General features: G+C 72.3%; 28 protein-coding genes. 20 read left to right on the plus strand and 8 right to left on the minus strand.

Annotated elements, in window-relative coordinates; translation table 11 throughout:
* Positions 1 to 32: 32 nt before the first annotated feature.
* Complete coding sequence (locus HMPREF0063_RS01810) at positions 33 to 323, plus strand: 4a-hydroxytetrahydrobiopterin dehydratase (RefSeq protein WP_007076935.1); 291 nt, start codon at positions 33 to 35, stop codon at positions 321 to 323.
* Positions 324 to 343: 20 nt separating this feature from the next.
* Here the strand turns inward: HMPREF0063_RS01810 and HMPREF0063_RS01815 are convergent, their stop codons facing one another.
* Positions 344 to 964, minus strand: a complete 621-nt coding sequence (locus tag HMPREF0063_RS01815; RefSeq protein WP_007076936.1) for a vitamin K epoxide reductase family protein — start codon at positions 962 to 964, stop codon at positions 344 to 346.
* Between the two features lie 115 nt (positions 965 to 1,079).
* Between HMPREF0063_RS01815 and HMPREF0063_RS01820 the strand changes: the two genes are divergently transcribed.
* A complete protein-coding gene (locus HMPREF0063_RS01820) occupies positions 1,080 to 2,546 on the plus strand; it encodes a flavin-containing monooxygenase (protein ID WP_007076938.1) in 1,467 nt (488 codons plus the stop codon).
* Positions 2,547 to 2,548: 2 nt separating this feature from the next.
* Here HMPREF0063_RS01820 and HMPREF0063_RS01825 read toward each other — a convergent pair whose 3' ends face one another.
* Positions 2,549 to 3,328: a DNA-formamidopyrimidine glycosylase family protein gene (locus HMPREF0063_RS01825; RefSeq protein ID WP_007076939.1), complete on the minus strand. Its 780-nt coding sequence runs from the start codon at positions 3,326 to 3,328 to the stop codon at positions 2,549 to 2,551.
* An 81-nt stretch (positions 3,329 to 3,409) separates the two neighbouring features.
* Positions 3,410 to 7,900, minus strand: a complete 4,491-nt coding sequence (locus HMPREF0063_RS01830) for an ATP-dependent helicase (protein WP_040320027.1) — start codon at positions 7,898 to 7,900, stop codon at positions 3,410 to 3,412.
* 103 nt (positions 7,901 to 8,003) lie between these two features.
* Here HMPREF0063_RS01830 and HMPREF0063_RS01835 point away from each other — a divergent pair, with 103 nt between their 5' ends.
* On the plus strand, positions 8,004 to 9,050 hold the full coding sequence (locus HMPREF0063_RS01835; protein ID WP_007076941.1) for a DUF3048 domain-containing protein: 1,047 nt from the start codon (positions 8,004 to 8,006) through the stop codon (positions 9,048 to 9,050).
* 3 nt (positions 9,051 to 9,053) lie between these two features.
* Here HMPREF0063_RS01835 and HMPREF0063_RS01840 read toward each other — a convergent pair whose 3' ends face one another.
* Positions 9,054 to 9,692 (minus strand): TetR/AcrR family transcriptional regulator, encoded by a 639-nt coding sequence (locus HMPREF0063_RS01840; protein WP_007076942.1) that lies wholly within the window; start codon positions 9,690 to 9,692, stop codon positions 9,054 to 9,056.
* A 143-nt stretch (positions 9,693 to 9,835) separates the two neighbouring features.
* Between HMPREF0063_RS01840 and HMPREF0063_RS15540 the strand changes: the two genes are divergently transcribed.
* Positions 9,836 to 10,348: a hypothetical protein gene (locus tag HMPREF0063_RS15540; protein ID WP_050760881.1), complete on the plus strand. Its 513-nt coding sequence runs from the start codon at positions 9,836 to 9,838 to the stop codon at positions 10,346 to 10,348.
* A gap of 12 nt (positions 10,349 to 10,360) precedes the next feature.
* Here the strand turns inward: HMPREF0063_RS15540 and HMPREF0063_RS17055 are convergent, their stop codons facing one another.
* Positions 10,361 to 11,152 carry a MerR family transcriptional regulator gene (locus tag HMPREF0063_RS17055; protein ID WP_007076943.1) on the minus strand — a complete coding sequence of 264 codons (792 nt, stop codon included), beginning with the start codon at positions 11,150 to 11,152 and terminating at the stop codon, positions 10,361 to 10,363.
* A gap of 17 nt (positions 11,153 to 11,169) precedes the next feature.
* Between HMPREF0063_RS17055 and HMPREF0063_RS01855 the strand changes: the two genes are divergently transcribed.
* The 10 genes from HMPREF0063_RS01855 (at position 11,170) to HMPREF0063_RS01900 (ending at position 18,533) form a co-directional block, all read left to right on the plus strand.
* The gene (locus HMPREF0063_RS01855; RefSeq protein WP_007076944.1) at positions 11,170 to 11,724 is read left to right on the plus strand and encodes a YqgE/AlgH family protein; all 555 of its coding nucleotides are present in this window, start codon (positions 11,170 to 11,172) and stop codon (positions 11,722 to 11,724) included.
* Between the two features lie 38 nt (positions 11,725 to 11,762).
* Positions 11,763 to 12,038: a DUF3039 domain-containing protein gene (locus tag HMPREF0063_RS01860; RefSeq protein WP_007076945.1), complete on the plus strand. Its 276-nt coding sequence runs from the start codon at positions 11,763 to 11,765 to the stop codon at positions 12,036 to 12,038.
* Positions 12,031 to 13,716 carry a DEAD/DEAH box helicase gene (locus tag HMPREF0063_RS01865; RefSeq protein WP_007076946.1) on the plus strand — a complete coding sequence of 562 codons (1,686 nt, stop codon included), beginning with the start codon at positions 12,031 to 12,033 and terminating at the stop codon, positions 13,714 to 13,716. The genes HMPREF0063_RS01860 and HMPREF0063_RS01865 overlap by 8 nt, the downstream gene beginning before the upstream one ends.
* A gap of 39 nt (positions 13,717 to 13,755) precedes the next feature.
* Positions 13,756 to 14,661, plus strand: coding sequence for an oxygenase MpaB family protein (locus tag HMPREF0063_RS01870; protein WP_007076947.1), 906 nt, complete (start codon positions 13,756 to 13,758; stop codon positions 14,659 to 14,661).
* A gap of 45 nt (positions 14,662 to 14,706) precedes the next feature.
* Positions 14,707 to 15,744: an LLM class flavin-dependent oxidoreductase gene (locus tag HMPREF0063_RS01875; protein WP_007076948.1), complete on the plus strand. Its 1,038-nt coding sequence runs from the start codon at positions 14,707 to 14,709 to the stop codon at positions 15,742 to 15,744.
* Between the two features lie 36 nt (positions 15,745 to 15,780).
* On the plus strand, positions 15,781 to 16,086 hold the full coding sequence (gene clpS, locus HMPREF0063_RS01880) for an ATP-dependent Clp protease adapter ClpS (RefSeq protein WP_007076949.1): 306 nt from the start codon (positions 15,781 to 15,783) through the stop codon (positions 16,084 to 16,086).
* Entirely contained in the window at positions 16,083 to 16,670 is a 588-nt protein-coding gene (locus HMPREF0063_RS01885) for a DUF2017 domain-containing protein (RefSeq protein ID WP_007076950.1), read from the plus strand. Before clpS ends, HMPREF0063_RS01885 begins: the two co-directional genes overlap by 4 nt.
* Before the next feature lie 174 nt (positions 16,671 to 16,844).
* Positions 16,845 to 17,303 (plus strand): M67 family metallopeptidase, encoded by a 459-nt coding sequence (locus HMPREF0063_RS01890; protein ID WP_040320028.1) that lies wholly within the window; start codon positions 16,845 to 16,847, stop codon positions 17,301 to 17,303.
* Positions 17,303 to 17,575, plus strand: coding sequence for a MoaD/ThiS family protein (locus HMPREF0063_RS01895; protein WP_007076952.1), 273 nt, complete (start codon positions 17,303 to 17,305; stop codon positions 17,573 to 17,575). The genes HMPREF0063_RS01890 and HMPREF0063_RS01895 overlap by 1 nt, the downstream gene beginning before the upstream one ends.
* A gap of 7 nt (positions 17,576 to 17,582) precedes the next feature.
* The gene (locus HMPREF0063_RS01900) at positions 17,583 to 18,533 is read left to right on the plus strand and encodes a PLP-dependent cysteine synthase family protein (protein ID WP_007076953.1); all 951 of its coding nucleotides are present in this window, start codon (positions 17,583 to 17,585) and stop codon (positions 18,531 to 18,533) included.
* Between the two features lie 10 nt (positions 18,534 to 18,543).
* Here HMPREF0063_RS01900 and HMPREF0063_RS01905 read toward each other — a convergent pair whose 3' ends face one another.
* Both HMPREF0063_RS01905 and HMPREF0063_RS01910 read right to left on the minus strand, forming a co-directional pair.
* Positions 18,544 to 18,990 (minus strand): META domain-containing protein, encoded by a 447-nt coding sequence (locus HMPREF0063_RS01905; protein ID WP_007076954.1) that lies wholly within the window; start codon positions 18,988 to 18,990, stop codon positions 18,544 to 18,546.
* On the minus strand, positions 18,987 to 19,394 hold the full coding sequence (locus HMPREF0063_RS01910; protein ID WP_007076955.1) for a hypothetical protein: 408 nt from the start codon (positions 19,392 to 19,394) through the stop codon (positions 18,987 to 18,989). The genes HMPREF0063_RS01905 and HMPREF0063_RS01910 overlap by 4 nt, the downstream gene beginning before the upstream one ends.
* A gap of 65 nt (positions 19,395 to 19,459) precedes the next feature.
* Between HMPREF0063_RS01910 and HMPREF0063_RS01915 the strand changes: the two genes are divergently transcribed.
* The 5 genes from HMPREF0063_RS01915 to HMPREF0063_RS01935 are packed head-to-tail and all read left to right on the plus strand — an operon-like array spanning position 19,460 to position 23,412.
* Complete coding sequence (locus tag HMPREF0063_RS01915; protein ID WP_040320029.1) at positions 19,460 to 20,437, plus strand: ribose-phosphate diphosphokinase; 978 nt, start codon at positions 19,460 to 19,462, stop codon at positions 20,435 to 20,437.
* Between the two features lie 26 nt (positions 20,438 to 20,463).
* Complete coding sequence (gene murI, locus HMPREF0063_RS01920) at positions 20,464 to 21,282, plus strand: glutamate racemase (RefSeq protein WP_007076957.1); 819 nt, start codon at positions 20,464 to 20,466, stop codon at positions 21,280 to 21,282.
* Positions 21,279 to 22,037 (plus strand): MBL fold metallo-hydrolase, encoded by a 759-nt coding sequence (locus HMPREF0063_RS01925; protein WP_007076958.1) that lies wholly within the window; start codon positions 21,279 to 21,281, stop codon positions 22,035 to 22,037. The genes murI and HMPREF0063_RS01925 overlap by 4 nt, the downstream gene beginning before the upstream one ends.
* Positions 22,038 to 22,058: 21 nt before the next feature.
* Positions 22,059 to 22,781, plus strand: coding sequence for a ribonuclease PH (gene rph / locus HMPREF0063_RS01930; protein WP_007076959.1), 723 nt, complete (start codon positions 22,059 to 22,061; stop codon positions 22,779 to 22,781).
* Between the two features lie 13 nt (positions 22,782 to 22,794).
* Positions 22,795 to 23,412 carry a non-canonical purine NTP pyrophosphatase gene (locus tag HMPREF0063_RS01935; protein WP_007076960.1) on the plus strand — a complete coding sequence of 206 codons (618 nt, stop codon included), beginning with the start codon at positions 22,795 to 22,797 and terminating at the stop codon, positions 23,410 to 23,412.
* A gap of 120 nt (positions 23,413 to 23,532) precedes the next feature.
* Here the strand turns inward: HMPREF0063_RS01935 and HMPREF0063_RS01940 are convergent, their stop codons facing one another.
* Entirely contained in the window at positions 23,533 to 24,654 is a 1,122-nt protein-coding gene (locus HMPREF0063_RS01940; RefSeq protein ID WP_156794009.1) for an LCP family protein, read from the minus strand.
* A gap of 132 nt (positions 24,655 to 24,786) precedes the next feature.
* Between HMPREF0063_RS01940 and HMPREF0063_RS01945 the strand changes: the two genes are divergently transcribed.
* The gene (locus HMPREF0063_RS01945) at positions 24,787 to 26,217 is read left to right on the plus strand and encodes an LCP family protein (RefSeq protein WP_156794010.1); all 1,431 of its coding nucleotides are present in this window, start codon (positions 24,787 to 24,789) and stop codon (positions 26,215 to 26,217) included.
* Positions 26,218 to 26,224 lie beyond the last annotated feature (7 nt).

Consider the following 26,224-nt stretch of genomic DNA (forward strand, 5'->3'; position numbering starts at 1 on the left):
ATGGACGGTCGCCGCAGGCGTACGGTCGGGGGATGGGACTCCTCGACGACGACCGGATCACCGCGGCCCTGACCGAGCTGGACGGATGGCAGCGTGACGGCGACGCGATCGCCAAGACCTTCACCTTCAGCAGCTTCGGCGCGGCCATGGCGTTCATGGCCGCCGCCGCACCGCGGATCGACGAGATGGACCACCACCCGGAGTGGAGCAACGTCTACGACCGGGTCACGGTCCGGCTCAGCAGCCACGACGCCGGCGGCATCACCGAGCGGGACGTCACGCTGGCCACCGTGCTGGAGCAGGTGTCCGGCACGGTCCCGTAGGACTGACCAGGCGGGGTCGATCAGGCCCAGAGGGTGTCGCCGAACTTGAACCAGATGAGGCTCACCAGGGCCACGAACCACAGGGCGATGATCAGCACCCGCCAGTCGTTGACGAACCGGGTGAGGGCCGCGCCGGGCGCGTACTGGCGCAGCACCTGACCGGTCGTGACCACGAAGATCGGGATCATCATCGCCCAGACGACCATGCACCACGGGCAGAGCAGCTCGATGACGTAGATGCTCTGGCTCTGCAGCCAGGTGACGAAGCCGATGCCGAACAGCACGCCGACCTGCAGGCCGCCCCAGAACCAGTGGGGCAGGGTCCCGCCGCTGGCCAGCAGGACGCCGAACGCGGCCAGGATCGAGAAGCCGACGATGCCCATGAGCGGATTGGCGAAGCCGAACACCTCGGCCTGCGGCTGGGTCAGCACCCCGCCGCAGCTGACGAAGGCGCTGATGTCGCAGTTGAGCGTCTCGCCGGGATTCTCCAGCAGCGTGATCTTGTCGTGGACCAGGATCAGCGCCGCGGCGAGCGCGACGGAGGCCGTGACGGCGAGGAACAGCCCGTACCCGCGAAGGGAGGGGGTCTCGACCGCGTCGAGGTCGGTGTCGAGGTCGGTGTCGGGAATCGGGGTGGTCACGCGCTCATCCTAGGTGGAGGGCGTGCATCACGTTCGGTTCCCCGATCGGCATACCGCGGGTATCGTGACATCGTCGCTGACACATAGGTCGGTGACGTGTACGGACGGAGACCGCATGACCGCCACCGACCATTTCGACGTCGTCATCGTCGGAGCCGGGCTGTCCGGGATCGGGGCGGCCTACCGCCTCGCCGAGCAGGCGCCCGGCCAGACCTACGCGATCCTGGAGTCCCGCGACAGCATCGGGGGCACCTGGGACATCTTCCGGTACCCCGGCATCCGCTCGGACTCCGACATGTACACGCTGAGCTTCCCCTACCGGCCGTGGACGAACCGCAAGTCCATCGCCGACGGTCACGACATCCGTCAGTACATCAACGACACCGCCGACGAGTTCGGCATCCGGCAGCACATCCGCTTCGGCCACCGGGTGGTCAGCGCCTCGTGGTCCAGCGAGGCCGCGCGGTGGACCATCACCTCGCAGGTCGGGGACGAGCAGACCGTCGTCACGGCGAGGTTCCTGTACTTCTGCACCGGCTACTACTCCTACCGGGAGGGGTACACCCCGGACTTCCCGGGCCTCGAGAACTTCGAGGGCACGGTGGTGCACCCGCAGTTCTGGCCCGAGGACCTCGACGTGTCGGGGCAGCGGGTCGTGGTGATCGGCAGCGGGGCGACCGCGGTGACCCTGATTCCGTCGTTGGCCGGCCGGACCGAGCACGTGACGATGCTGCAGCGGTCGCCCACCTTCATCACCTCGCTGCCCCAGGAGGACGTGCTGGCGGGGTGGACCCGCAAGGTGCTGCCCGACGGTCTCGCGCACCGCATCACCCGGTTCCGCAACGCGTCGGTCGCGGTGGGCTTCTACGAGTTCTGCCAGCGGTTCCCGAAGCTGGCGCGGCGGATCCTGCTCACGCGGGCCCGGCGCAGCCTGCCCGCCGACTTCGACGTCGACACCCACCTGAACCCCTCGTACGACCCCTGGGACCAGCGGCTGTGCATCGTGCCGAACGGCGACCTGTTCCGGGTGATCCGGCGCGGCGAGGCCTCGATCGTCACCGACCACGTGGCCGAGTTCACCCCGAAGGGCATCGCGCTGGCCTCCGGCGACCACCTCGACGCCGACGTCGTCGTGACGGCGACGGGCCTGCAGCTGGTGACGTTCGGCGAGGTCGCCCTGGAGGTCGACGGCCGCGCGATCGACCCGCACGACCTGCACGTCTACAAGGGGCTCATGTTCAGCGGCGTGCCCAACCTGGCCTGGTGCGTCGGCTACACCAACGCGTCGTGGACGTTGCGGGCCGACCTGACCTCGCAGTACGTCGCGCGGTTCATGCAGCACCTCGACCGCACCGGTCACGCCTTCGGCATGCCCGACCCCGCCGGCGCCGCGGGCCAGGAGCGGCCCCTGCTCGACCTGCAGTCGGGGTACGTCCAGCGGGTGACGTCGTTGCTGCCGCAGCAGGGCACGGCCCGGCCGTGGACGATCCGTCAGAACTGGTGGCTGGACTCGCTGGACTTCCGCCGGACCGACCTGGACGAGGCCATGGTGTGGGGCACGCAGGACCGCGTGGCCGTCTGACCTCAGGTCTGGCAGTGCGGGCACCAGAACGTGTTGCGCTGCCGGACCGGGTCGTCGCCGAGTGATCCCTGGCTGATGCGGGTGCCGCAGCGACGGCAGGGACGGCGCTCCCGGGAGTAGACCCACCGCTCCTGACCCGGGCGCGTCGACCCGGTGAAGGACCGTTCGACCCGGGCCTTGTTGACGTCGAGCATCTGCCGGCCCCGGGCGACCAGGCGGGGCAGGTCCGGCACGTCCGACACCGGCCGCGTGGGCGCGAGTCCCGCGGTGAACAGCAGCTCGTTGACGTACTCGTTGCCGAGCCCGGCGAGGTTGCGCTGGTCGAGCAGGGCGAGGAAGACGGGTCGGGTCGGGTCGGTCCGCAGTCGGCGCACCGCCTCGGCGGCGTCCCAGTCCGGTCCGAGGAGGTCGGGGCCCAGGTGGCCGACGACGGTGTCCTCGGCGTCCCGGGGGACCAGCTCGACGACCCCCAGGGAGTAGCCGATGGCCTGGTGCTCGGTGGTCTCGAGGACGGCGCGGGCGCTGTGGGCAGGGCGACGCCAACCGGCTCCGCGGGGCTGCACGTGCCAGGCGCCCTCCATCTTGAGATGGGTGTGCAGGGTGAACGAGCCGATGCGGGTGAGCAGGTGCTTGCCGCGGCTGACCACCTCGTCGACCCGGTGGCCGGTCAGGTCGGAGGTCGCGAAGTCGGGGACGCGCAGGTCGAACGTGACCAGGTCGCGCCCGGCCAGCACCTCGTGGAGGTGGTGCGCGGTGCGCCACACGGTGTCACCCTCCGGCACGCGTCATCCTCCGTCCGTCGCTCGTCCCGTCCATCATCGTCCCTCTCGCCCCTCCCCACTTCGCGGGGAGAGGGGGTGGGGTCAGCCGAGGCGCAGGCCCTTGGGGTGACGCTCGAAGCCCGCGGCCCGCAGTGCCTCGCCGAGCGGCGACCCTTCGACCGGCCGGTCGTCGGCCGACTCCACGGTGAGCCGGCCGATCCGGCCCGACCGCACCACCGAGGTCAGCGCCTCGGCCGCGGCCGCCAACGCGAGCGGGTCGTCGGTCCAGGTGAGGACCTTGCGGCCACCCTTCTCGACGTACAGCACCAGCGCCCCGTCGCGGAGCACGACGAGGGCGCCGGACTTGCGAGCCGGCCGGTGACCCGCATCGGTGTCGCGCTCGGGCCACGGCAGGGCGGCCCCGAACGGGTGGGCGGGATCCGTGGCCGCGAGGACCAGGGCGGGCACGTCGGGACCGGTCGGCGCGTCGTCGCCGAAGGCCCGCAGCCGGTCGATCGTGGCCGCTGACGCGAACTGGGCAGCGCCCAGGGAGTCGATGAAGTAGCCACGCAGGCAGGCGCCGGTCTGCTCCAGCTCCCGGAGCACGCGGTAGGCGCGGGCGAAACCGCCGGGCGTCTGCTCGGCCATGACCGACCCCCGGGTGACCACCCCGTACCGCGAGAGCAGGGTCTCGGTGCGTGCGAGAGCCTCCGCCGTGGGGTCGACCGCCGGCACCGGCAGCGCGAACCAGCGACCGCTGGCCGTGGGTGGCCCGGCAGGACGGGGCGGACGTGAGCCGCCGGCTCGCAGGCGGTGCACCCGCGCCCGGGGCGCCCGCCCGGGGGACCGGTGGGTGCCACGGCGGCCGACGAGCAGGCGGACGGGTGCCAGCGTGTCGTTGCTGACCCGGCCCTCCCACACCAGCTGCCACAGCACGTCCACCAGGTCGCCCTGCTCGTCGCCGACCGCCTCGACCAGCTGACGGAAGAGGAACGCGCCGCCGCCGTCGAGGGCCGAGATGACCTCGAGGTGGCGGTCGCCGTGTTCGCCGGGCGGCACGGTGGCGGGCAGCACCAGGTCGGCGGGGTGCAGCTGCAGCCAGCCGTCGCGGGCGGCCAGGGTGCCGGCGCCCGACCACACCACCTCGCCGGCCGCCAACAGCTCGTCGAGCATGGCGGGGGAGTAGTCGGCGACCCGCGCGGGCAGCACGAGCGACTCCCACGCCGAGGCCGGCAGTGAGACCCCGGCGAGCTGGTCGACCGCGGCCAGCACCGCATCGGTGCCCCGCCGCCGGGTGCCGACCTCGTGCCAGGCCGGCAGGAACCGGGCGAACGCCCGAGGATCGACCGGCTCGACCTGGTGGCGGGCCGCCGCGAGGGAGCGGCTGCGCAGCCGTCGCAGGACTCCCGGGTCGACCCACTCCGAGCCGGTGGCCTGGGGCCGGAACTCGCCCTCGGTGACCCGGCCGTCCTGGCCGAGCCGGCGCAGGACGTCGAGGACGACGGCGCTGCCCAGCGACAGGCGGCCGGCGACGTCGGCGGCGGTGAACGGTCCGTGGGTGCGGGCGTACCGGGCGACGAGGTCCCCCAGGGGATCGGCGACCGCGGCCAGGTGCGCCTCGGGGACGCCGAGCGCGATGACGGCCCCCAGGGCGTCGCGCAGCCGGCCGGCGTCCTCGACGGCCGCCCACCGGACCTCCCCGCCCACGGCGACCTCGATGAGCCGTCGCTGGTCCCGCAGCTGCTCGAGCCATTCGTCGGTGTGCTCGGGCGCGGTGACGCGGGCCGCGACCTCGGCGGTGGAGAGCGGACCGATCGACCGGACCAGGTCCGCGACCCCCTCGGCGTCGCGGGCGCGGCGGTCCTCGGCGAGGCGCTGCAGCTCGGCCTCGGTGCGGTCGACGACCTCGGGGTCGAGCAGCTCGCGCAGCTCGGCGCGCCCCAGCAGCTCGGCGAGCATGCCGGAGTCCAGCGCCAGGGCCGACGCTCGTCGTTCGGCCAGGGGTGCGTCGCCCTCGTAGAGGAACGCCGCGACGTAGCCGAACACCAGGTTCTGGGCGAACGGTGACGCCCGCGTGGTGGTGACCTCGGCCAGCTGGACCTCGCGGGAGGCGATCCTGCGGGTCAGGGCGTCCAGGGCGGGCAGGTCGTAGACGTCCTGCAGGCACTCGCGCGCGGTCTCGAGCAGGATCGGGAAGTCGGGGTACTTGCGGGCGACCTCGAGCAGCTGCGCGGACCGTTGGCGTTGCTGCCACAGCGGCGCCCGGGCGCCGGGGGTGCGGCGGGGCAGCAGCAACGCCCGTGCGGCGCACTCGCGGAAGCGGGCCGCGAACAGGGCGGAGGAGCCCACCTCGCGGGTGACGATGGCGTCGAGCTCGTCGGGCTCGAACACGAACAGGTCGGCCCCCGGGACGGCGGACTCCTCGGCGGACCCGTCCCAGCCGCCCGTGACGTCGGGGACGCGGGCGACGATGCCGTCGTCGCTGGCCACCACGGCACCGTCGACCCCGTAGCGCTCGGTGATGCGGGTGCCGACGGCCAGGGCCCACGGCGCGTGCACCCGACGCCCGTAGGGCGAGAGCAGGACGATGCGCCAGTCGCCGAGCTCGTCGCGGAAGCGCTCGACGACCAGGGTGCGGTCGCTCGGCACGACACCGGTCGCCTCGGCCTGCTCGGCGAGGAAGGCGGCGAGGTTGGTCGCCGAGCGGTGGTCGAGTCCCGCTGGTGGCGTGGACCGGCCGCCCTGCTCGCGCACGAAGGCGCCGATGGCCTCGCCCAGCTCGGCCGAGCGGCCGATGTTGTCCCCGCGCCAGAACGGGAGGCGGGCGGGGAGCCCGAAGGCCGGCGTGACGACGACCCGGTCGTGCGTGATGTCCTGGATCCGCCAGCTGGTGGCTCCCAGGCTGATGACGTCGTTGACGCGGGACTCGTACACCATCTCCTCGTCGAGCTCGCCCACCCGCCGGCCGCCGGCCGACTCCGGGTCCTCGGGCAGGACGACGGTGAACATGCCCCGGTCGGGGATGGTGCCGCCGCTGGTGACGGCGAGGCGTTGGGCGCCGGGTCGGCCGGTGAGGGTGCCGGCCGACCGGTCCCACACCACCCGGGGCCGCAGCTCGGCGAACTCGTCGGACGGGTACCGGCCCGCGACGAGGTCCAGCGTGGCGTCGAAGGCCCGCCGGGGCAGTCCGGCGAAGGGTGCGCTGCGGCGCACGAGGTCGAACCACTCCTCGACGTCGAGGGGCTCCAGGGCGCACGCGGCCACGGTCTGCTGGGCCAGCACGTCGAGCGGGTTGGCCGGCACCGCCAAGGCCTCGATGAGACCGTCGCGCATGCGGCCGGTGGTGACGGCGGCACCGAGCAGGTCGGTACGCGACACGGGATGGACCACCCCCAGGGACGTGCCGCCCACCTGGTGCCCGGCACGACCGACCCGTTGCAGTCCGTTGGCGACCGACGGCGGCGACGCGACCTGGACGACCAGGTCGATGGCCCCCATGTCGATCCCGAGCTCGAGGCTGGACGTGGCGACGACGCACCGCAGCGTGCCGGACTTGAGGGCGTCCTCGATGAGGTCGCGCTGCTCCTTGCTGACCGAGCCGTGGTGCGCGCGGGCGAGCAGGCCGGAGTCGTCGTCGGCGGCACCGTGCCGTTCGGCCCACGCCTCGTTGAGCCGGGACGTCAGCCGCTCGGCGAGGCCCCGGGAGTTGACGAAGACGAGGGTGGAACGGTGTCGTTGCACCCGCTCGAGGATGTCGGCCTCCAGGTGCGGCCAGATGCTGCCGCCGGGGTCGTCGAGCGACCGGGCCCCGGACCCGCCCTCGGTGGCGGGCTGCAGCGGCGGGATGTGGGTGAGGTCGTCGACCGGCACCACCACCTGCACGTCGAGTCGCGACGGCGACGGCGGGGCCACGACCTGCACGGTGGACCGGCCGCCCAGGAATCGGGCGACCTCGTCGTGGGGGCGCACCGTGGCGCTGAGGCCGATCCGTCGCGGCCTGCGGGCCGGGTCGTGCTGCAGGGCGTCGAGCCGCTCCAGCGACAGGGCCAGGTGGGCGCCCCGCTTGGTGCCGGCCACCGCGTGCACCTCGTCGACGATGACCGTGCGCACGTGGCGCAGGGTCTCGCGCGCTGCCGACGTGAGCATGAGGAACAGCGACTCCGGGGTGGTGATGAGGATGTCGGGCGGCTTGGCCACGAGCCGGCGACGCTCGGCCGCGGGGGTGTCGCCGGACCGGACCCCGATCGTGACGGCCCGGAACTCCTCGCCGCGTCGGGCCGCGGTCTGGGTGATGCCGACCAACGGGGAGCGCAGGTTCCGCTCGACGTCGACGCCCAGGGCCTTCAGCGGCGACACGTAGAGCACCGCGGTGCCCTCGCGCTCCTCGGTCGTGTGCAGCAGGTGGTCGATGGCGGCCAGGAACGCCGCGAGGGTCTTGCCCGAGCCGGTCGGCGCCACCACCAGCTGGTGGTGGCCGGACGCGCCCGCCCCCTCGCGGTCCCAGGCCTGCGCCTGCACGGGGGTCGGCTCGCCGAGTGCGTTCGCGAACCACTCCGCGGTCGCGGGCGCGAAACGACTCAGCGGATCTGACACCCGTCCATCGTCGCAGCCGGCGCCGACAGCGCGAGCCGGCGGCAGCAGGGGCGCCGGTGTGTCCGCACCGGGTGGTGGGGTCCGGTGCGGCATCCTGTCAGGCATGAAGCTTCGCCTGCTCGCGGTCGTGTCCGCCGTCGCCCTGTCCCTGGCCGCCTGCGGTGGGGACGACCCCGCCCCGGCCGACGAGGCGACCGAGGGCGACAGCACGCCGCTGGTGCAGATGAACCCCCTGACCGGACTGGAGCTGCCGGACGGCGCCCCCGCCAACCCGGTGTTCGTCGTGAAGGTCGAGAACACCCGTGCCGGCGCTCCGCAGTACGGCCTGAACCAGGCCGACCTCGTCGTCGGCCAGCTCGTCGAGGGCGGCGTCACGCGCCTCGCGGCGTTCTACTACACCGCGCTGCCGACCCAGGTCGGCCACGTGCGCTCGATGCGCGGCACCGACATCGGCATCGCCGCCCCGGTGGCCGGCCAGCTCGTCGCCACCGGTGGCGCGCCGCCGACCGTCGACCAGGTGGCGGCCGCGGGCATCCCGGTGTTCTCCGAGGACGGCGGCGCCCCCGGCTTCAGCACCGACAGCTCCAAGTCGCGTCCGTACAACCGGCTGGTCGACCTGACCGCGGTCGCCGCGGCGGCGACGGCCACCGACATCCCGGGGCCGTACCTGGACTTCACGCCGGCCGAGGGCGAGGAGGCCGAGGGCGCCGAGGAGCCCGCCGAGGCCGAGGGTTCGGCGGGGACGACGGCTGCCCCGCCTGCCACCCGCACGGTGTCGTCGGCCTCCGTGCAGTTCTCGCGGTCGACCACGCACACCTGGGCGTTCGGCAACGGGGTGTGGTCGCGCACCAACGGGTTCGCCGCCGAGGGCCAGGACTTCGCGGCCACCACCCTGATCGTCGTGTTCGCCCCGGTCCAGTCGGCCGGCTACCTCGACCCCGGGGGCAACGACGTGCCCGAGACGGTGTTCCAGGGGGGCGGTCGGGCGCTGATCCTCGCCGGCGACCAGGCCCAGGACGTGTCGTGGGCGAAGGACGGCCTCGGCGGCCGCCTGACCTTCACCGACGCGGCCGGCGCCCCGGTGACGATCGACCCGGGCAAGATCTGGATCGAGCTGGTGCCCGAGAGCGGGTCGGCGACCGCCCAGTAGGCCTCAGCGGGCGGACTGCGGGAGCAGGCGCATCCCGGCGAGGATCGTGCCGATCGACATCTCGACCCGCTCGCTCGCGACGTCGGGGTCCTCCGCGTCGGCCACGAACTCCGCGGCCGAGCGGATGGCGCCGTTGAAGATCGCCGCGAACGCCTCGTTGAGGTCGTCGACGCCGCCGATGTCCGCCAGCACCCCGTCGACGGCGTTCTGCACGACGCCCAGGGTGGCGGTGCGCTCGGCCTCCCGGTAGCGCTCGTGGCCGAGTGCGACCGGCGCCTCCTGCAGGCAGATCCGGCGGTACTGGGAGTCCCGGCACACCTCGAGGAACATCTGCAGGCCGATCCGGGCCCGCTCCCACGGGTCCTTGGAGGTGTCGATCGCCTTCTCGATGCGGTGGACGGTCTCGCGCTGCAGCGTCGTGAAGACGCTCTCGAACAGGGCGAGCTTGCTCGGGAAGTGGTGGTAGAGCGCGCCCTTGGTGACCCGGGCGGCGACGACGACCTCGTCGAGGGAGGTCCCGGCGTAGCCGTGGTCGGTGAACAACGCGGTGGCGCTGTCCAGCAGCGAGCGCTTCGTGCCCGACATGGCGGGGCGACGGCCGGTCTTGCGCGCCGCGCGCAGCACCTTGGCGGGGTGAGTCATGGGTCACATCCTACGCACGGGGGGTACAGGTGCTCGGAATCACAGTGCCCGTGAGTGGCCTGACCTGCGCAAATGCCACATACTCGAAGTACGTACCGCGAGTATGTCGCTCGTGGTCCAACGGCACCGAAAGGAACACCACCATGACCTGGGATGCCTACCACCTGCGCAAGGCCGCGCTGCAGCAGATCCTCGCAGTGGCCGATGCGACCTCCGAGATCACCGCGGACTCCGCGCTGGACGCCGTGCCCGGCGCCCGCGAGGCGTTCCACGACGCCGACGCCCTGCTGTTCGACGTCCAGATGTACTGGTCGGCCCAGCTGAGCAACCAGCTCGAGCAGCTCGTCGGCCCCGGAGCGGAGACCCCCGAGATCGGGGTCGTCTCGGCCTGGGTGAACGCCGCCGCGATCGCCCCCGGCGCCCGCCGGATCCTCGACTCCGCCCTCGACAACGAGGCGCTCGCCCGTGCCTTCGAGAAGGAGGACGAGCTGATCGCGCGCGCCGCCGGCGTGCCGGTCATGTCGCCGAACCTGCTCGAGCGCGGTCGCGAGATCGGCCGGACGGCTCGCCGCTCGGCGGTGCTGCCGGAGATCGCCCCCGCCGAGCCCGCGCCGGTCACGATCCTGTCGTGGCTGCGCAACACGCTGGCTGCCTGACCACCCACCGGCTCAGCCGGCCGCGTCTGCTTCCGGCAGGACGCGGCCGAGCTGGGTCGTCAGCTCCGAGTCGATCGCCTCGCCGAGCTGGGCCCGCAGGATCGCGACCGTGATCTGTCCCGAGACGGGCAGCAGCTCCTCGATGATGGTGAGGATCCTGGACCAGTCGTGCTCGGGCATGCCGGCCGCGACGAACGGTTCGACGATCTCCTCGAGCACCGAGGCGACGAACGCGTCGGCGATCGCGCGCAGACGCGACTTCATCAGCGGGTAGAGCCGGATGATCGTGTCGGGCGCGAGGCCGAGGGCCACGGCCGTCGCCCCGATCCGGACCACCTGCGGCTGCAGCACCTCGACCATCTCGTCGTCGAGGTAGCGCACCAGGCCGTGCTCGGCCATGGCATGGATCAGCTGGTCGTCCCGTTCGACACCGGCCAGGGCGGCCAGGGCGTCACGGGACATGATCTCGGGCTCCACGTCGTGGGGCGTGTCCAGCAGGTGCAGCAGGTCCAACGTGTGCCCCGCGGTCGCCGGTCGGGCGTCGCGGATGGCGGTCTCGACCGCCGCGAGGGTGATGCCGCGGTCGAGCAGCTCGCGCACCAGCTGCAGGCGCTGCACGTGCTCGCGGTTGTAGAAGCCGGTACGTCCGGCCAGCCTCGGGGGCGGCAGCAGACCACGGCTCGCGTAGGCCCGGACGTTGCGGACCGTCATGCCCACGTGGGCCGCGAGCTCGTCGACGGTGTACTGCTCCTCGCCGGACGCCGAGGAGTCCGACGGCTCGGCTGACGATGTAGGGGCAGTCATGCGGGCATCATAGAGGTATGGACACGATGCGGGGCCGGTTGCTCGTGGCGACCTCGGCGATCGAGTCCGGGGTCTTCTGGCGCAGCGTCGTCTACCTGATCGAGCACGACGCCGACGGGGCCCTGGGCGTGATCGTCAACCGACCCCTGGACGCCGACGTCGACGACGTGCTGCCGGACTGGGTCGACTCCGTCATCTCGCCCGGTTGCCTGTTCGAGGGCGGGCCGGTCGCCGCCGACGCCGCGCTGGCGCTCGGCATCCTGCCGGAGTCTCCCCCCTCCGACCCGCCCGGCTGGCGCCGAACCGACGGACTCGTGGGGCTGGTCGACCTCGACGCGCCGCCGCCGGCGGCCGGGGACTTCCGCGGGGTCCGGGTGTTCGCCGGCTACGCGGGCTGGGGTCCGGGTCAGCTGGAGGACGAGGTGGCCGAGTCGTCGTGGATGGTCGTGGCCGCCGACCCCGAGGACCTGCTCTCGCCCCACCCCGACACGCTGTGGCGGCAGGTGCTGCGCCGTCAGCAGGACGACCTCCGGTTCTGGTCGACCTACCCCGACGACCCGCACGACAACTGACGGCACGAAGGGTCACCGGGACTCGTTACGATGGTCCGGTGGGATTCTTCGGCAGCGGTACCCAGACGGTCCAGGACGAGCGCACCGACCTGCGCACCGAGGACGGTGACCACGAACGGTTCAGCCACTACGTCCCCAAGGACGTCCTCACCGAGGCGATGGTGATGGGGACCCCGTGCGTCGCGCTGTGCGGCAAGGTCTGGGTGCCCAGTCGCGACCCGAAGCGCTACCCGGTGTGCCCCACCTGCAAGGAGATCTGGGACGGCATGCAGGACGGCGACGGCGACGGCGGCGGGTCCGGATCGGGTGAGTAGCCCCAGGCTCCGTGCCTGGCAGCGCACCGCCCTCGAGACCTATCAGCGGCGACAGCCTCGGGACTTCCTGGCGGTGGCGACGCCCGGCGCCGGCAAGACGACGTTCGCCCTGACTCTCGCGGCCGACCTGCTGCACCGCGGCGTGGTCGAGCGGGTGGTGGTGGTGGCACCCACGGACCACCTCAAGACGCAGTGGGCCCACGCCGCCGCCGGTGCGGGCATCTCGCTGGACCCCGGGGTCGCCGGCTCGGGCGCGCTCGGGGCGGGATTCCAGGGATTCGTCGTCACCTACGCCGGTCTGGCCGTCAACCCGGCGGCGTTCCGGGTGCGCATCGAGCACCGTCGCACCTTCGTGATCCTCGACGAGGTGCACCACGCCGCCGACGCGCTCAGCTGGGGCGAGGCCGTCCGCGAGGCGTGCGAGCCGGCCGAACGGCGCCTCGCCCTGACCGGCACCCCGTTCCGCTCCGACGACCACCCGATCCCGTTCGTCACCTATGCACCGGCCGACGACGGGACGACCACGAGCGTCGCCGACCACTCCTACGGGTACGGCTCGGCCCTGCGAGACGGCGTGGTGCGGCCCGTGCTGTTCATGGCCTACTCCGGTGCGATGCACTGGCGCACGCGGGCCGGCGACGAGATGGTCGCTCGGCTGGGCGAGCCGTTGACCCGTGATGCCACGGCGCAGGCGTTGCGGACCGCTCTCGACCCGGCCGGGTCGTGGATCCCTCAGGTGCTCCGGGCGGCCCACACGCGGCTGCTGGAGGTGCGACGCGACGTGCCGGACGCGGGTGGTCTGGTGATCGCCAGCGACCAGCAGTCGGCGCGGGCGTATGCCGCGATCCTGCGTGAGATCGCCGGGGTCGACCCGGTCGTGGTGCTGTCGGACGATGCCGGTGCCAGCCAGCGGATCGCGGAGTTCTCGGCCGGCATGGAGCCCTGGATGGTCGCCGTGCGGATGGTCAGCGAGGGCGTCGACATCCCACGACTGTCGGTCGGGGTCTACGCCACGACCACGGCCACCTCGCTGTTCTTCGCCCAGGCGGTCGGCCGGTTCGTCCGGCTGCGTCGTCGGGGGGAGACCGCCACGATCTTCCTGCCCAGCGTGCCCGCCCTGCTGGGCCACGCCGGCGACCTGGAGACCCAGCGCGACCACGTCCTGGGTCGACCCGTCGACGACGCGGCCGACCTGTTCGCGGCCGAGGCCGAGCTCCTCGCCCGGGCGCAGCAGTCCGAGGCGGCCTCGGCGGACGAGCTCGGCACGTACAAGGCGCTGGGCAGCGACGCCTCGTTCGACCGGGTGCTCTACGACGGTGGCGAGTTCGGCTACGAGAGCCTCTCCGACGACGGCGAGGAGCTGGACTTCCTGGGCATCCCGGGCCTGCTCGACCCCGAGCAGGTGGCCGAGCTGCTGCAGCGGTCCCGCCGTCAGCGCAAGCCCGCCACGCCGGCTGCGGTGCGCGAGGAGGTGCTCTTCGAGCAGCGGGGAGCCCTGCGGCGCGAGCTCAACGGGCTGGTCGGGGCGTGGCACCACCGCACCGGTGAGCCGCACGGCGTCATCCACACCCGGCTGCGGTCGGGCACCGGCGGACCTCCGGCGGCGTCCGCCTCGTCGGCGGTGCTGCAGCAGCGGATCGACCTGATCCGGTCGTGGGCCCTGCGCGCGTCGAGCTGACCCTGGTGGCCCGGGCCGCCGCCCGCTAGGATGCGAGTCATGATTCGCATTTCATCGTGGCGGTCCCGTCGACGCGACCACTGGCAGCGCGAGGTCGACCGGCTCGACCCCGCCACCGACCACGGCCGGATCGCCCAGATCCTGGCCCTGCACGAGTTCCCCTGGGACCTCCAGCAGGCCCTGAGCTTCGCCCTGTTCCGCACCTACGCGGTGCCGTCGATCGGCCGGCTGCTGTACGACACCGGCCAGTTCACGACCGACACCCAGAAGCGGCACGACGACACCGTCCTGGTGCTCGAGTCGGTGCTCGACCACGGCACCGAGTCGGCGGACGGTCGGGCGGCGATCCGCCGCATGAACCAGATGCACGGCAGCTACGACATCAGCAACGACGACATGCGCTACGTGCTCGCCACGTTCGTGGTGATGCCGGTGCGGTGGATCGCCGACCACGGCTACCGACCGCTCACGGCGACCGAGATCGACGCCACCACCCGCTACTACGCCCGACTGGGTGCCCTCATGGGCATCAAGGACCTGCCGGAGGACTACGTGGGGTTCTCCGACCTGCTCGACGCCTACGAGGCCGAGCACTTCGTCTATGACCCCAAGAGCCGCGCCGTGGCCGACTCGACGCTCGAGCTGCTCGTGTCGTTCTACCCCAGGCCGCTGCGCGGTGCCGTCGAGCTGTTCAGCCGCAGCCTCATGGACCAGCCGCTGCTCGACGCGTTCGGGTACGAGCGGCCGCCCGGCTGGGCGGTCTCGGCCTCGCGGCGGGCCCTGCGCCTGCGGGCGGCGTTCGTCCGCCGCCTCCCGCCGCGGCTGACCCCCACCTACGCACGGGATCTCGCGCGGGTGCGGTCGTACCCCAACGGCTACCTGGTGGAGCGGCTCGGCACCTTCCCGTCGACGATGCCCGACCTCGACGACGAGCGGGTCGCCTAGGCGGGAGCCGGGAAGAGCCGCGACCCGCGTGGCGTTGACCCGGGGGTGAAGCTCTCCGTCCTGGACCTCGTGCCCCTCCGCTCCGACCAGAGCACCGGCGACGCGCTCGCGGCGTCGACCGCCGTCGCCCAGGCGGCGGACCGAGCCGGGTACACCCGGTACTGGATCGCCGAGCACCACAACATGCCGGCCGTCGCCGCCACCAGCCCGCCGGTGATCATCGCCCATCTGGCGTCCCGCACGTCGTCGATCCGGGTCGGTTCGGGGGGAGTGATGCTGCCCAACCACGCGCCGCTGGCGGTGGCGGAGCAGTTCGCGCTGCTGGAGGCGATGCACCCCGGCCGCATCGACCTCGGCATCGGCCGGGCGCCCGGGTCGGACCCGGTCACCTCGATGGCCTTGCGGGGGCCGGCCGGCAGGGACGACACCGACGTGCAGCGGTTCCCGCAGTACCTCGAGGACGTCGTGGCGCTGATGGGCGCCGACGGGGTGCGGGTTCCCGTCCCGCGGCAGGAGTACGTGCTCCGGGCGACGCCCGCGGCCCGGACCGAACCCGCCCTGTGGCTGCTGGGCTCGTCCTTGTACTCCGCCCGGCTGGCTGCCGCCCAGGGCCTGCCCTACGTGTTCGCCCACCACTTCTCCGGACAGGGCACGGCCGAGGCGCTGGCCACCTACCGCCGCGAGTTCGTGCCGAGCGCCCGGTGCGCGGCGCCGACCACCTTCCTCACCGTCAACGCGTCGGTCGCGCCCACCCACGCCGACGCCGTGGCGGCCGCACTGCCGCAGATGCAGCTGATGGCGCGGTTGCTCGGCGGACTGCCGCTCCGTGCGATCGACCTCGTGGAGGACGCGGCCGAGGTCGAGCTGCCGCCGCGCCTCCAGGAGCTGGTCGAGGCGGGTCTGGCCCGGGCGGTGCTCGGTGCCCCGGACGACGCGGCGGACCAGCTCCGGCGTCTGGCCGAGCAGTTCGAGGTCGACGAGGTGATGGTCAACCCCATCGGTTCGGCGCCTCGGGGCACCGACGCCGACACCGCTCCCGCACGGGTGGCGACGGTCGAGCTGCTGGGCGCCGCCCTGCTCTGACCGGGGGCTTTGGCTGGGCGCGTCGACTGCGTCACAATGGACGGCGTGACGAGGACCGCCCCCGTGGAGCACCGCGAGCCCGAGGTCGACGAGGCCGTCGAGCTCGAGGCGCCCTGGGTCACCATCGTGTGGAACGACCCGGTCAACCTGATGTCCTACGTCTCCTACGTGTTCCGCAACTACTTCGGCTACACCGACGAGAAGGCCACCGAGCTGATGCTGGCGGTCCACCACGAGGGCAAGGCAGTCGTCTCGACCGGCAGCCGCGAGCAGATGGAGCGGCACGTGCAGGCCATGCACGAGTACGGCCTGTGGGCCACCCTGCAGCGGGCCGACGCGTGAAGGCCTTCAAGCGCCGCCGTCGAGGAGGGTTCGTCGCGACCTTCGACGCCGCCGAGGCCCAGCTGCTGGTGACGCTCGCCCGCCAGGTCGTCGAGCTGCTGATGGACCGCAACGGCGCGCCGGAGTCCGACCCCGATCCGTTGGCCCTCCAGCTCGGCATGGGGGGACCGGCGACCCCGCCGGAGGACCCGGTCCTGCAACGACTCCTCCCCGACGCCTACCGCGACGACGCCGAGGAGTCCGGTGAGTTCCGCCGGTTCACCGAACGGACCCTGACCACCGGGAAGGTCGCCAACGCCGAGGCGGTCATCGGGTCGCTGGTCGACGGCGGGCTCGACCCCGAGGCGCGCCCGGGAGCCGCCGATGCCTCGCCGGTCGAGGTCGAGCTGGACCCGGCTGCGGCCCAGGCGTGGCTGCGGACGCTCAACGACATCCGGCTCGCTGTCGCCGTCCGCCTCGGCATCGAGGACGAGGAGGATGCGCACCTCGCTGCGCACTCCACCGACGACGCCGTGATCGCGATGAGCGAGATCTACGACTGGCTCGGCTACGTGCAGGAGACCCTCGTCCAGTCCCTGGACTGACCCCCCACCCCACCCCCCCCGGAACCGCGAGTGGCGCAGTTCTGCGGTTTCGAGACGGCGTGTCGCGCTGGACTGCGCCACTCGGGACCCGAACTGCGCCACTCGCGGTGAAGCGCGTCCGGCTCGCGGACGGCTGTCGGGCGCGTGGCGGACACCTCGATAGACTCCGGAACCGTGCTCACCATCGACCGCGCGACCGTCGACGCGATTATCGCGCACGCCCGTCGTGACCACCCCGACGAGGCCTGCGGCGTGGTGGCGGGGGCCATCGGCTCGGACCTGCCCACCCGCCACGTGCCGATGCTGAACGCCGCCATGTCGCCCACCTTCTACGAGTTCGACTCCGGGGACCTGTTGCGGCTGTACCGCGACATGGACGACCGCGACGAGGAGCCCGTGGTCGTCTACCACTCGCACACCGCGACCGAGGCGTACCCGTCGCGCACCGACATCGACCTCGCCTCCGAGCCCGGCGCGCACTACGTGCTGGTGAGCACCCGCGACGGTGCGCACGAGGCCGGCCCCGTGGACGTGCGGTCGTACCGCATCGTGGACGGCGAGGTCACGGAGGAAGAAGTCCGCATCGTCGAGCGTTATGACCACGACGTCCCCCACGAAAAGGTGAACCCCTGATGGCCATCGAGGTCCGCATCCCCACGATCCTGCGCCCCTACACCGGTGGTGAGCGGGCGGTCGAGAGCACCGGTGCCACGGTCGCCGAGCTCATCGACACCCTGGAGTCGCAGCACGCCGGGCTGAAGGAGCGGCTGGTCGAGGACGGCGCCGTCCGCCGGTTCGTCAACATCTACGTCAACGACGAGGACATCCGGTTCACCGGACACCTCGAGACCGCCGTCGGCGACGGTGACACCGTCGTGATCCTGCCGGCCGTCGCCGGCGGCTGACGACCCGGTGACCCGCCACGCCTCGCTGGTCGACTCCGTCGGCCACACCCCGCTGGTCGGCCTGCCCACCCTGTCGCCGTCCCCCGAGGTGCGGCTGTGGGCCAAGCTGGAGGACCAGAACCCCACCGGGTCCATCAAGGACCGGGCCGCCCTGGCGATGATCGAACGGGCCGAGGCGGAGGGTCGGCTGACGCCCGGTGCCACGATCCTGGAACCGACGAGCGGCAACACCGGGATCTCCATGGCCATGGTCGCGAAGCTGCGCGGCTACCGGATGGTGTGCGTCATGCCCGAGAACACCTCGGAGGAGCGGCGCCAGCTGCTGCGGATGTGGGGCGCGGAGATCATCGCGTCCCCGGCCGCGGGTGGTTCCAACGAGGCCGTACGGGTCGCCAAGGGCATCGCCGCCGAGCACCCCGACTGGGTCATGCTGTACCAGTACGGCAACCCGGCCAACGCCGACGCGCACTACACGGGCACAGGACCCGAGGTGCTCGCCGACCTGCCGGAGGTGACCCACTTCGTCGCGGGTCTGGGCACCACGGGGACCCTCATGGGCGTCGGACGGTTCTTCCGCGAGGCCAAGCCGGAGGTGCGTATCGTCGCCGCCGAGCCGCGGTACGGCGAGCTGGTCTACGGCCTGCGCAACCTCGACGAGGGCTTCGTGCCCGAGCTGTACGACGAGTCGTTGATCGATGCCCGGTTCTCGGTGGGTCCGCGCGACGCGGTCCGCCGCGTGCGTGAGCTCATCGCGTCCGAGGGGATCTTCGCGGGCATCTCGACCGGGGCCATCCTGCACGCGGCGCTCGCCCAGGCGGCGAAGTGCGTGAAGAACGGCGAGTCCGCCGACATCGTGTTCATCGTCTGCGACGGCGGCTGGAAGTACCTGTCGACGGGGGCCTACGAGGGCACGCTCGACGAGGCGGAGGACGCCCTCGACGGCCAGCTCTGGGCCTGAACCGGGCGGGTCAGTTGACCGCGCGGGCGAGGCGCCCCGACTCGCCGGTCTCGTCGTCGGTGACGACCAGGGCGTCGCCGTCGACGGTGACGGTGTCGGCCGAGAGGATCCAGACCGGGACGGGGTCCACGTCGGGGCAGGCGCGCTCGGTGGCCGTGACGTCGCTGACGACGACCTCACTGCCGTCGACCTCCCAGCGACCCTCGCCGGTGTTGCAGCCGTCGAAGAGGATCAGCTCGCCGCCGGTCACGAACTGGACCAGCCCGGTGTCCCCGCCGCGCCAGGCGCCGACCACGTCGGCGGCGTCGACCGGCGTCCCCGTGGGGGCGTCGGGAGGGACGGTGGCGGTGGTGGTCGACGGGCTCGTCGCCGGGTCGTCGGAGCCGCCGGCGCACCCCGCGACCAGCAGCAGGCCGAGCAGCGCGAACCGGGCCGCGGGCGCACGGCCCGGCGTCACTCGAGCTCCAGGTCGATCTCGCCGGTGGGGAGCCCGACCAGCTTCACGGTGAGCGGACCGGAGGACGAGTCGTCGCGCGTGAACTCACTCGTCGACGGCGCCAGGTCGGCCAGGCACGCCTCACCGGTCTCGGCCTCGAGCTCGATGGTCACCTGGTCGTCCTGGTCGGTGAGCTCGACCGCCTGGAACGGGCACGTGCGGCTGCCCCACACCGTGACGGCGAACCGGCGGTCGCGCTCCAACCACGTGACGATCGGTCCGCGGTCGTCGGTCATGTCCAGGGCCTCCAGCTGCAGCTGCGGCGGGATGCCGGTGTAGCTGCGGTCGGCCGGCCCGCCCGCACCGACGCAGCCGGTCAGCGCCAGGGCGGCCGCGAGCGTGAGGGCGAGGCTCCGGATGTGCATGCCCCATGCTGACACGGCGGACGACGACTCACACGGCGCGGCCCGCGTCCACTAGCCTCGGGTGCGTGAACGACATCGTCGTGTTCTCCGGAAGCGCCCACCGTGGTCTGGCCGAGCAGATCTGCAGCCACCTCGGGACGACCCTGTCGCCGTCGGAGACGGTGCGGTTCAGCAACGACTGCCTCCAGGTGCAGCTGCTGGCCAACTGTCGCCAGCGCGACGTCTACATCGTGCAGCCCCTCGTCCCGCCGACGCAGGACCACCTGATGGAGCTGCTGCTGATGGTCGACGCGGCCAGGGGCGCCTCGGCGTCCTCGGTCACCGTCGTCGTGCCGCACTACGCGTACGCGCGGTCGGACAAGAAGGACGCGTCGCGCATCTCGATCGGCGGCAAGCTGGTCGCCGACATGATGGCGACGGCGGGGGTGAGCCGGGTCGTCACCATGACGCTGCACGCGCCCCAGGTGCACGGGTTCTTCTCCATGCCGCTGGACCACCTGACGGCCATCGGCGAGCTGGCCGACTACTACCGGTCGACCGACCTGACCGACACCGTGGTGGTCTCGCCGGACTTCGGCAACGCCAAGACGGCCTCGCAGTTCGCCCGGCTCCTCGGCCTGCCCGTCGCGGCCGGCAGCAAGCAGCGCAAGGCCGACGACAAGGTCGTGATCGACGCCATCGTCGGCGACGTGCACGGCAAGCGGGTCATCGTGCTGGACGACGAGATCGCCACCGGCGGGTCGATCATCGAGCTGATCGCCATGCTCGAGGCCGAGGGGGTCACCGAGACCTCCGTGGCCTGCACGCACGGCCTGTTCACCGGCAAGGCGGTGGAGCGGCTGCGGTCGCACCCCCTCATCACCGAGGTCGTCACGACCGACACCGTCCCCGCGCCGACGGACTGGCCCGAGCTCAAGGTGCGTTCGGTGGCGCCGCTCTTCGCCGAGGCGATCGCCCGCATCCACGCAGGGGAGTCGGTCTCCAGCCTGTTCGACGGCGTCGATCCCACCCACGCCCCGCCCCAGCCCAAGCTCCCCCTCTGACGCCCGCCCACCTACCCTCTGTTGTTGTGAGCGACGCACCGATCGGCATCTTCGACTCCGGGTTCGGGGGTCTGACCGTGGCGCGAGCCGTGCTCGACCAGCTGCCGCACGAGTCGGTGCTCTACCTGGGCGACACGGCCCGGCAGCCGTACGGACCCCTGCCGATCTCCCAGGTCCGCGAGTACGCGCTGGACTGCCTCGACCACCTGGTGGACCACGGGGTGAAGGCGTTGGTGATCGCCTGCAACTCCGCCAGCGCCGCGGTGCTCCGCGACGCCCGGGAGCGGTATGCCGTCCCGGTGGTGGAGGTGATCGTCCCGGCGACACGCCGCGCGGTCAACGCGACCCGCAACGGCCGGGTCGGCGTCATCTGCACGCAGTCCACCGCCACGTCGCGCGCGTACGACGACGCCTTCGCCGCGAACCCGTCGATCGAGCTGCACACCCGCGCGTGCCCGCGGTTCGTGGAGTTCGTCGAGGCGGGTGTGACCGGCGGGGAGGAACTGATCACCGTCGCCCGCGAGTACCTGGCCCCGTTGAAGGAGGCCGGTGTCGACACCCTCGTGCTGGGTTGCACCCACTACCCGTTGCTGACCGGCGTAGTGTCGTACGTCATGGGTGACACGGTGACGTTGGTGTCCAGCGCGGAGGAGACCGCGAAGGACGTCTTCGCGCTGCTCGCACGCGAGGACCTCGCCCGGGGCCCCGGCGCGTCCGCACCGCGGCACCGCTTCATGACGACCGGGCGCCCTGGCGAGTTCGGAGAGATCGGCCGACGCTTCCTCGGCCCGGAGGTCGGCGACGTCGAGGCGTTCACCCGGCCGGCCCCGGAGGTGATCGCATGAGGCTGACCGTCGTCGGCTGTGCGGGTTCGTACCCCGGGCCCGACTCGGCCGCGAGCTGCTACCTGCTGGAGACCGAGCACGAGGGGCGCACGTGGCGCCTGGTGCTCGACCTGGGCAACGGCTCGCTCGGCCAGCTGCAGCGCTACTGCGACCCCCGTGACGTCGACGGGTTCGCCATCAGCCACCTGCACCCCGACCACTGCCTGGACCTCACCAGCTACACGGTGCTCAGCAAGTACCACCCCGACGGCGCGTACGGCCGGGTCCCGATCCACGCGCCGGCGGGCGCGGCCGAGTACATCTCGGTCGCCGGCGGTCCCGGCGGCGAACCGGTGTGCGCGAACCTGGCCTTCTCGGTGTGGGAGCAGGACCCCGTGGCCGAGATCGGTCCGTTTCGGGTCGTCGCGACGCAGGTCGACCACCCGGTCACGGCCTTCGGTCTGCGGGTCGAGGTGCAGGGCCACGTCGTGGCCTACTCCGGCGACACCGGGCCCACCCCGGCGATCGACGACGTGGCCCGCGACGCCGACCTGTTCCTGTGCGAGGCGTCCTTCCTCGAGTCGCGTGACAACCCGCCGAACCTGCACCTCACGGGTGCCGAGGCGGGCCGGTTCGCGGCCAGCTCGGGGAGCCGGCTGCTGCTCGTCACCCACATCCCCGCCTGGACCGACGCGGCCGAGGTCGAGGCGGACGTGAAGTCCTCCTGGGACGGTGACTACCGGATCGTGCGGCCGGGCGACGTCTTCGAGGTCTGAGTCTCCTCGTAGGGTCGGGGCATGACTTCGCGCGAGGACGGCCGAGCCGTCGACCAGCTCCGGGACATCCGCATCACCCGGGGGTGGCTCGACCACGCCCAGGGGTCCTGCCTGATCGAGTTCGGCAAGACCCGGGTGCTGTGCGCCGCTGCGGCCTCCGAAGGCGTGCCGAGGTGGCGCAAGGGTTCGGGTCTGGGCTGGGTCACCGCCGAGTACGCGATGCTGCCGCAGGCCACCCACGACCGGTCGTCCCGTGAGTCGGTCAAGGGTCGCATCGGCGGACGCACCCACGAGATCTCCCGGCTCGTCGGCCGGTCCCTGCGGGCGACGATCGACGACAAGGCGCTCGGCGAGAACACCATCACGATCGACTGCGACGTGCTGCAGGCCGACGGGGGTACCCGGACGGCGGCCATCACCGGTGCGTACATCGCGCTGGCGGACGCGGTCGCGCACCTGAAGGGCCTGGGCGCCACCGCGGGCGAACCGCTCGTGGAGTCGGTGGCCGCCATCAGCGTCGGCATCGTCGACGGGGTGCCGATGCTGGACCTTCCGTACGTCGAGGACGTCAGGGCCCACACCGACATGAACGTGGTGATGACGGGCAGCGGTGCGTTCGTGGAGGTCCAGGGCACGGCCGAGGGGCAGCCGTTCGACAAGGCGGAGCTCGACGCGCTGCTCGAGCTGGCGGCCGGCGGGTGCGCCGACCTCACCCGGCTGCAGACCGAGGCCCTGTCGGCATGATCGGAGCGGCCGGGTGACGCAGGTCGTGCTGGCGTCCAACAACGCCAAGAAGCTGACTGAGCTGCGCCGCATCCTGGCGCCGCTCGTCCCGGGGGTCGAGGTGCTGGGCCTCGCGGACGTGGAGTCCTACGACGAGCCGGCTGAGACCGAACCGACCTTCGCCGGCAACGCCCTGCTCAAGGCGCGCGCCTGTCTGCAGGTGACCGGTCTGCCGTCGCTGGCCGACGACTCGGGTCTGTGCGTCGACGCGCTCAACGCGATGCCGGGGGTCCTCTCGGCCCGGTGGTCGGGCGTGCCCAAGGCCGACGGTGGTGACGCCGCCAACAACGCGTTGCTGCTGAGCCAGCTGTCCGACGTGCCCGACGAGCGTCGGGGCGCCCGGTTCGTGTGCGCGGTGGCGCTGTGCCTGCCCGGCGGCGTCGAGGTCGTCGAGCACGGCGAGATGCCCGGGCGGGTCCTGCGGGCGGAACAGGGTGAGGGCGGGTTCGGCTACGACCCGCTGTTCGCGGCGGACGGCTACGAGGTGTCGACCGCCGAGCTGGACCCGGTCGAGAAGGACCGGATCAGTCACCGGGGCCGCGCCCTGACGCTCATGGCACCCCACGTGGCCCACCACCTCACCTCCCCCTAGGGGCGGTGGATTCGCGACCGATAGGCCCCGGCGGTGCCCCACGGACCGAATACGGCGCCATTCGGTCGCATGCTCACCGCGCCGGGGATTCGGTCCCGAATCCACCGCCCGGGGCGGGGGTCAGGCGGCGGGGAGTCCGTCGGGAGTGCACAGCGCCCCGATGTCGGCGCTGCGGTCGCTGGCGATCAGGTCGAACAGGGCCGGAGCGCGTTCGGGGTCCCAGTTGACGGCGAAGTCGCGCAGCGGCACGGTGCAGTTGAGGCCGCCGCCGCCCATCGCCGACGACAGCGACCAGGCGAAGCGGGCCAGACTGATCGGCCCGACGTTGTCGCCGATGGCCAGGGAGCCGGTGCCCGCCCGGGCGACCTGCACGTACCGCACCGGGTTGAGGACCGTCCACGGGCTCTTGGCCTCGCCGGCGATCGATCCGATGACCTCGCGCTGGCTCTGCACCCGCTGGATGTCCTGCGTGGCGAAGGTCTTGCGTGACCGCGAGTACCCGAGGGCGGTGGCACCGTCGGCCTCCTGGCAGCCGGCCTGCAGCGAGATGCCGGCCAACGGGTCGTCGATCGCGGTCTCGGGGCAGATCTCGACGCCGCCGAGGGAGTCGACGACCTTGACCAGGCCTCCGAACCCGATCTCGACGTAGTCGTCGACCCGGATGCCGGTGTTGAGCTCGACGGTCTGCACCAGCAGCTCGGGACCGCCGAAGGCGTACGCCGCGTTGATCTTCGTCCGGTCGTAGCCGGGGATGTCGACCAGGGAGTCCCGGGGGATCGACAGCAGGACGGTGGGACCGGAGCCGACGTGCATCAGCATGATCGTGTCGGTGCGTCCGTTGCCGCCCTCGTCGGGCCCGGTCGCGAGCTCGACCTGCTCGGCCTCGGTCAGACCTGCGCGACTGTCGGTGCCGACCAGCAGGTACGTGCGGCCCGGCTGCTCCGCCGGGCGGTCACCGTCGGGCTCGGCATCGACCCGCTCGATCTGCGACCAGGCCCACACGGGGACGGCGACCAGGAAGATCAGCCAGGCGCCGAGCACGAGGCCCACGATCCTGCCGACCGGGCGCCGGCGCCGCGGGGGCGACGGCGGACCCGCAGCCGGCCGGCCACCCGGGGGCGGCAGGTTCGGCGGGGGCAGGTCGGGCTGTCGTCGTGACGGGTCGCCGGACGGTGTGCCCCGAGCCGGACGACCGTCGTCGTACAACCACGCGTACCGGTCATCGGGGTGCGGCTCGGGCATGGTCCGACCGTACCCGAGCGCCACGGGAGTTCCGGGAAATACGTCACCGACCCCGGCGCGCCCTCAACCTCAGGTCGAGGGTTTGTGCTCATACTGGTCGGGCTCCAGCTCCTTCCCCACGTTGAGGTTGCCATGCCTGACGATCGCTCGAGCCGTGGTTCGGCCGCGGCGTCCGCGACCGCGCGGATCCAGTTCCGTCGTGCCCTGACGCTGACGGTCATGACGATGGTCATGCCCGGTTCGGCCCAGCTCGTCCTCGGCAACCGGCAGGTGGGCCGCATCGCGGTCCGGGTGTGGCTCGCCACGATCGCGGCGCTCGTCCTCGTGCTGGCCCTCGCGATGGTGTCGCGCACCGGACTGTTCGGGCTGCTGACCAACGGGAACGTCCTCACGCTGGTGCGCTGGTACCTGATCCTGGGCGCCGTCGGCTGGGTCCTGCTGCTGCTCGACGCCTGGCGGCTCGGCACGCCCCTGCAGCTGCCGCGGCCCCACCGGCTCTGGATGACCGGCATCAACGGCGCGCTGTGCTTCGCGACGGCGGCCGTGATGCTGTTCGCGGCGCACCTCGTGAGCGTCCAGAACGCCTTCATCGGCACGGTGTTCGCGGCCACGGAGTCCTCCGACGCGACCGAGGGACGCTACAACGTCCTGCTGCTCGGCGGCGACTCCGGCAGCGACCGCGAGGGCATGCGGCCGGACTCCCTCACCGTGGCCAGCATCGACGCCGACACCGGTCGCACGGTGCTGGTCGGCCTGCCCCGCAACCTCGAGGACGTCCCGTTCCCTGAAGGCAGCGTCATGCACGAGGAGTTCCCCGACGGCTTCACCTGCGACGACTGCTACCTGAACTCCGTCCACACCTGGGCGACCGACCACGCCGACCTGTTCCCGGGATCGGACGACCCGGGCATGGACGCCACCGTCGAGGCCGTGGAGGCCGTCACGGGCCTGACGATCAACTACCACGCGATGGTCAACATGCAGGGTTTCGCGCAGCTGATCGACGCCGTCGGCGGCGTGACCGTGGACGTCAAGGAGCGGACGGCCATCGGCGGCATCGGCTCACCGATCACCGGGTGGATCGAGGCCGGCACCCGCGAGCTCGACGGCGACGAGGCGCTCTGGTACTCGCGCAGCCGGGTGCAGAACAGCGACTTCTCGCGCATGGGTCGCCAGAAGTGCGTCATGAACGCGATGCTGCAGCAGCTGAGTCCCAGCAAGGTCCTGCTGAACGTGGAGGAGATCGCCGCGTCCAGCGAGGCGCTGCTGCACACCGACATCCCGGCCGGCGAGCTGAACACCTTCATGGACCTGGCCCTCAAGGCCCGCCAGGAGCCGATGTCGACGGTCTCGCTCGTCCCCCCGCTCGTGTACACCGGCAACCCCGACTACCCGACCGTTCGCCGCCTCGTCGACGAGGCGATCGCCGTCGCCGAGGGAGTCGAGGCGCCGCCGGCCCTGCAGACCGCCCGCCTGGACCTCCCCAGCTTCGACACACCCGAGCAGCAGGCGGCCGATCCGACGTTGGACAATCAGTCGGAGAATCTCGCCGAGACCTGCTGACCGAGGA

The sequence above is a fragment of the Aeromicrobium marinum DSM 15272 genome, from assembly GCF_000160775.2.
GTDB lineage: Bacteria > Actinomycetota > Actinomycetes > Propionibacteriales > Nocardioidaceae > Aeromicrobium > Aeromicrobium marinum.

What these genes read in the sequence shown, in the direction of transcription:
- HMPREF0063_RS01810 (WP_007076935.1), top strand. Translation starts at nt 33, where the DNA reads ATGGGACTCCTCGACGACGACCGGATCACCGCGGCCCTGACCGAGCTG.
- HMPREF0063_RS01820 (WP_007076938.1), top strand. Translation starts at nt 1,080, where the DNA reads ATGACCGCCACCGACCATTTCGACGTCGTCATCGTCGGAGCCGGGCTG.
- HMPREF0063_RS01835 (WP_007076941.1), top strand. Translation starts at nt 8,004, where the DNA reads ATGAAGCTTCGCCTGCTCGCGGTCGTGTCCGCCGTCGCCCTGTCCCTG.
- HMPREF0063_RS01840 (WP_007076942.1), bottom strand. Translation starts at nt 9,692, where the DNA reads ATGACTCACCCCGCCAAGGTGCTGCGCGCGGCGCGCAAGACCGGCCGT.
- HMPREF0063_RS15540 (WP_050760881.1), top strand. Translation starts at nt 9,836, where the DNA reads ATGACCTGGGATGCCTACCACCTGCGCAAGGCCGCGCTGCAGCAGATC.
- HMPREF0063_RS17055 (WP_007076943.1), bottom strand. Translation starts at nt 11,152, where the DNA reads ATGACTGCCCCTACATCGTCAGCCGAGCCGTCGGACTCCTCGGCGTCC.
- HMPREF0063_RS01855 (WP_007076944.1), top strand. Translation starts at nt 11,170, where the DNA reads ATGGACACGATGCGGGGCCGGTTGCTCGTGGCGACCTCGGCGATCGAG.
- HMPREF0063_RS01870 (WP_007076947.1), top strand. Translation starts at nt 13,756, where the DNA reads ATGATTCGCATTTCATCGTGGCGGTCCCGTCGACGCGACCACTGGCAG.
- clpS (WP_007076949.1), top strand. Translation starts at nt 15,781, where the DNA reads ATGGACGGCGTGACGAGGACCGCCCCCGTGGAGCACCGCGAGCCCGAG.
- HMPREF0063_RS01895 (WP_007076952.1), top strand. Translation starts at nt 17,303, where the DNA reads ATGGCCATCGAGGTCCGCATCCCCACGATCCTGCGCCCCTACACCGGT.
- HMPREF0063_RS01910 (WP_007076955.1), bottom strand. Translation starts at nt 19,394, where the DNA reads ATGCACATCCGGAGCCTCGCCCTCACGCTCGCGGCCGCCCTGGCGCTG.
- HMPREF0063_RS01925 (WP_007076958.1), top strand. Translation starts at nt 21,279, where the DNA reads ATGAGGCTGACCGTCGTCGGCTGTGCGGGTTCGTACCCCGGGCCCGAC.
- rph (WP_007076959.1), top strand. Translation starts at nt 22,059, where the DNA reads ATGACTTCGCGCGAGGACGGCCGAGCCGTCGACCAGCTCCGGGACATC.
- HMPREF0063_RS01940 (WP_156794009.1), bottom strand. Translation starts at nt 24,654, where the DNA reads ATGCCCGAGCCGCACCCCGATGACCGGTACGCGTGGTTGTACGACGAC.
- HMPREF0063_RS01945 (WP_156794010.1), top strand. Translation starts at nt 24,787, where the DNA reads ATGCCTGACGATCGCTCGAGCCGTGGTTCGGCCGCGGCGTCCGCGACC.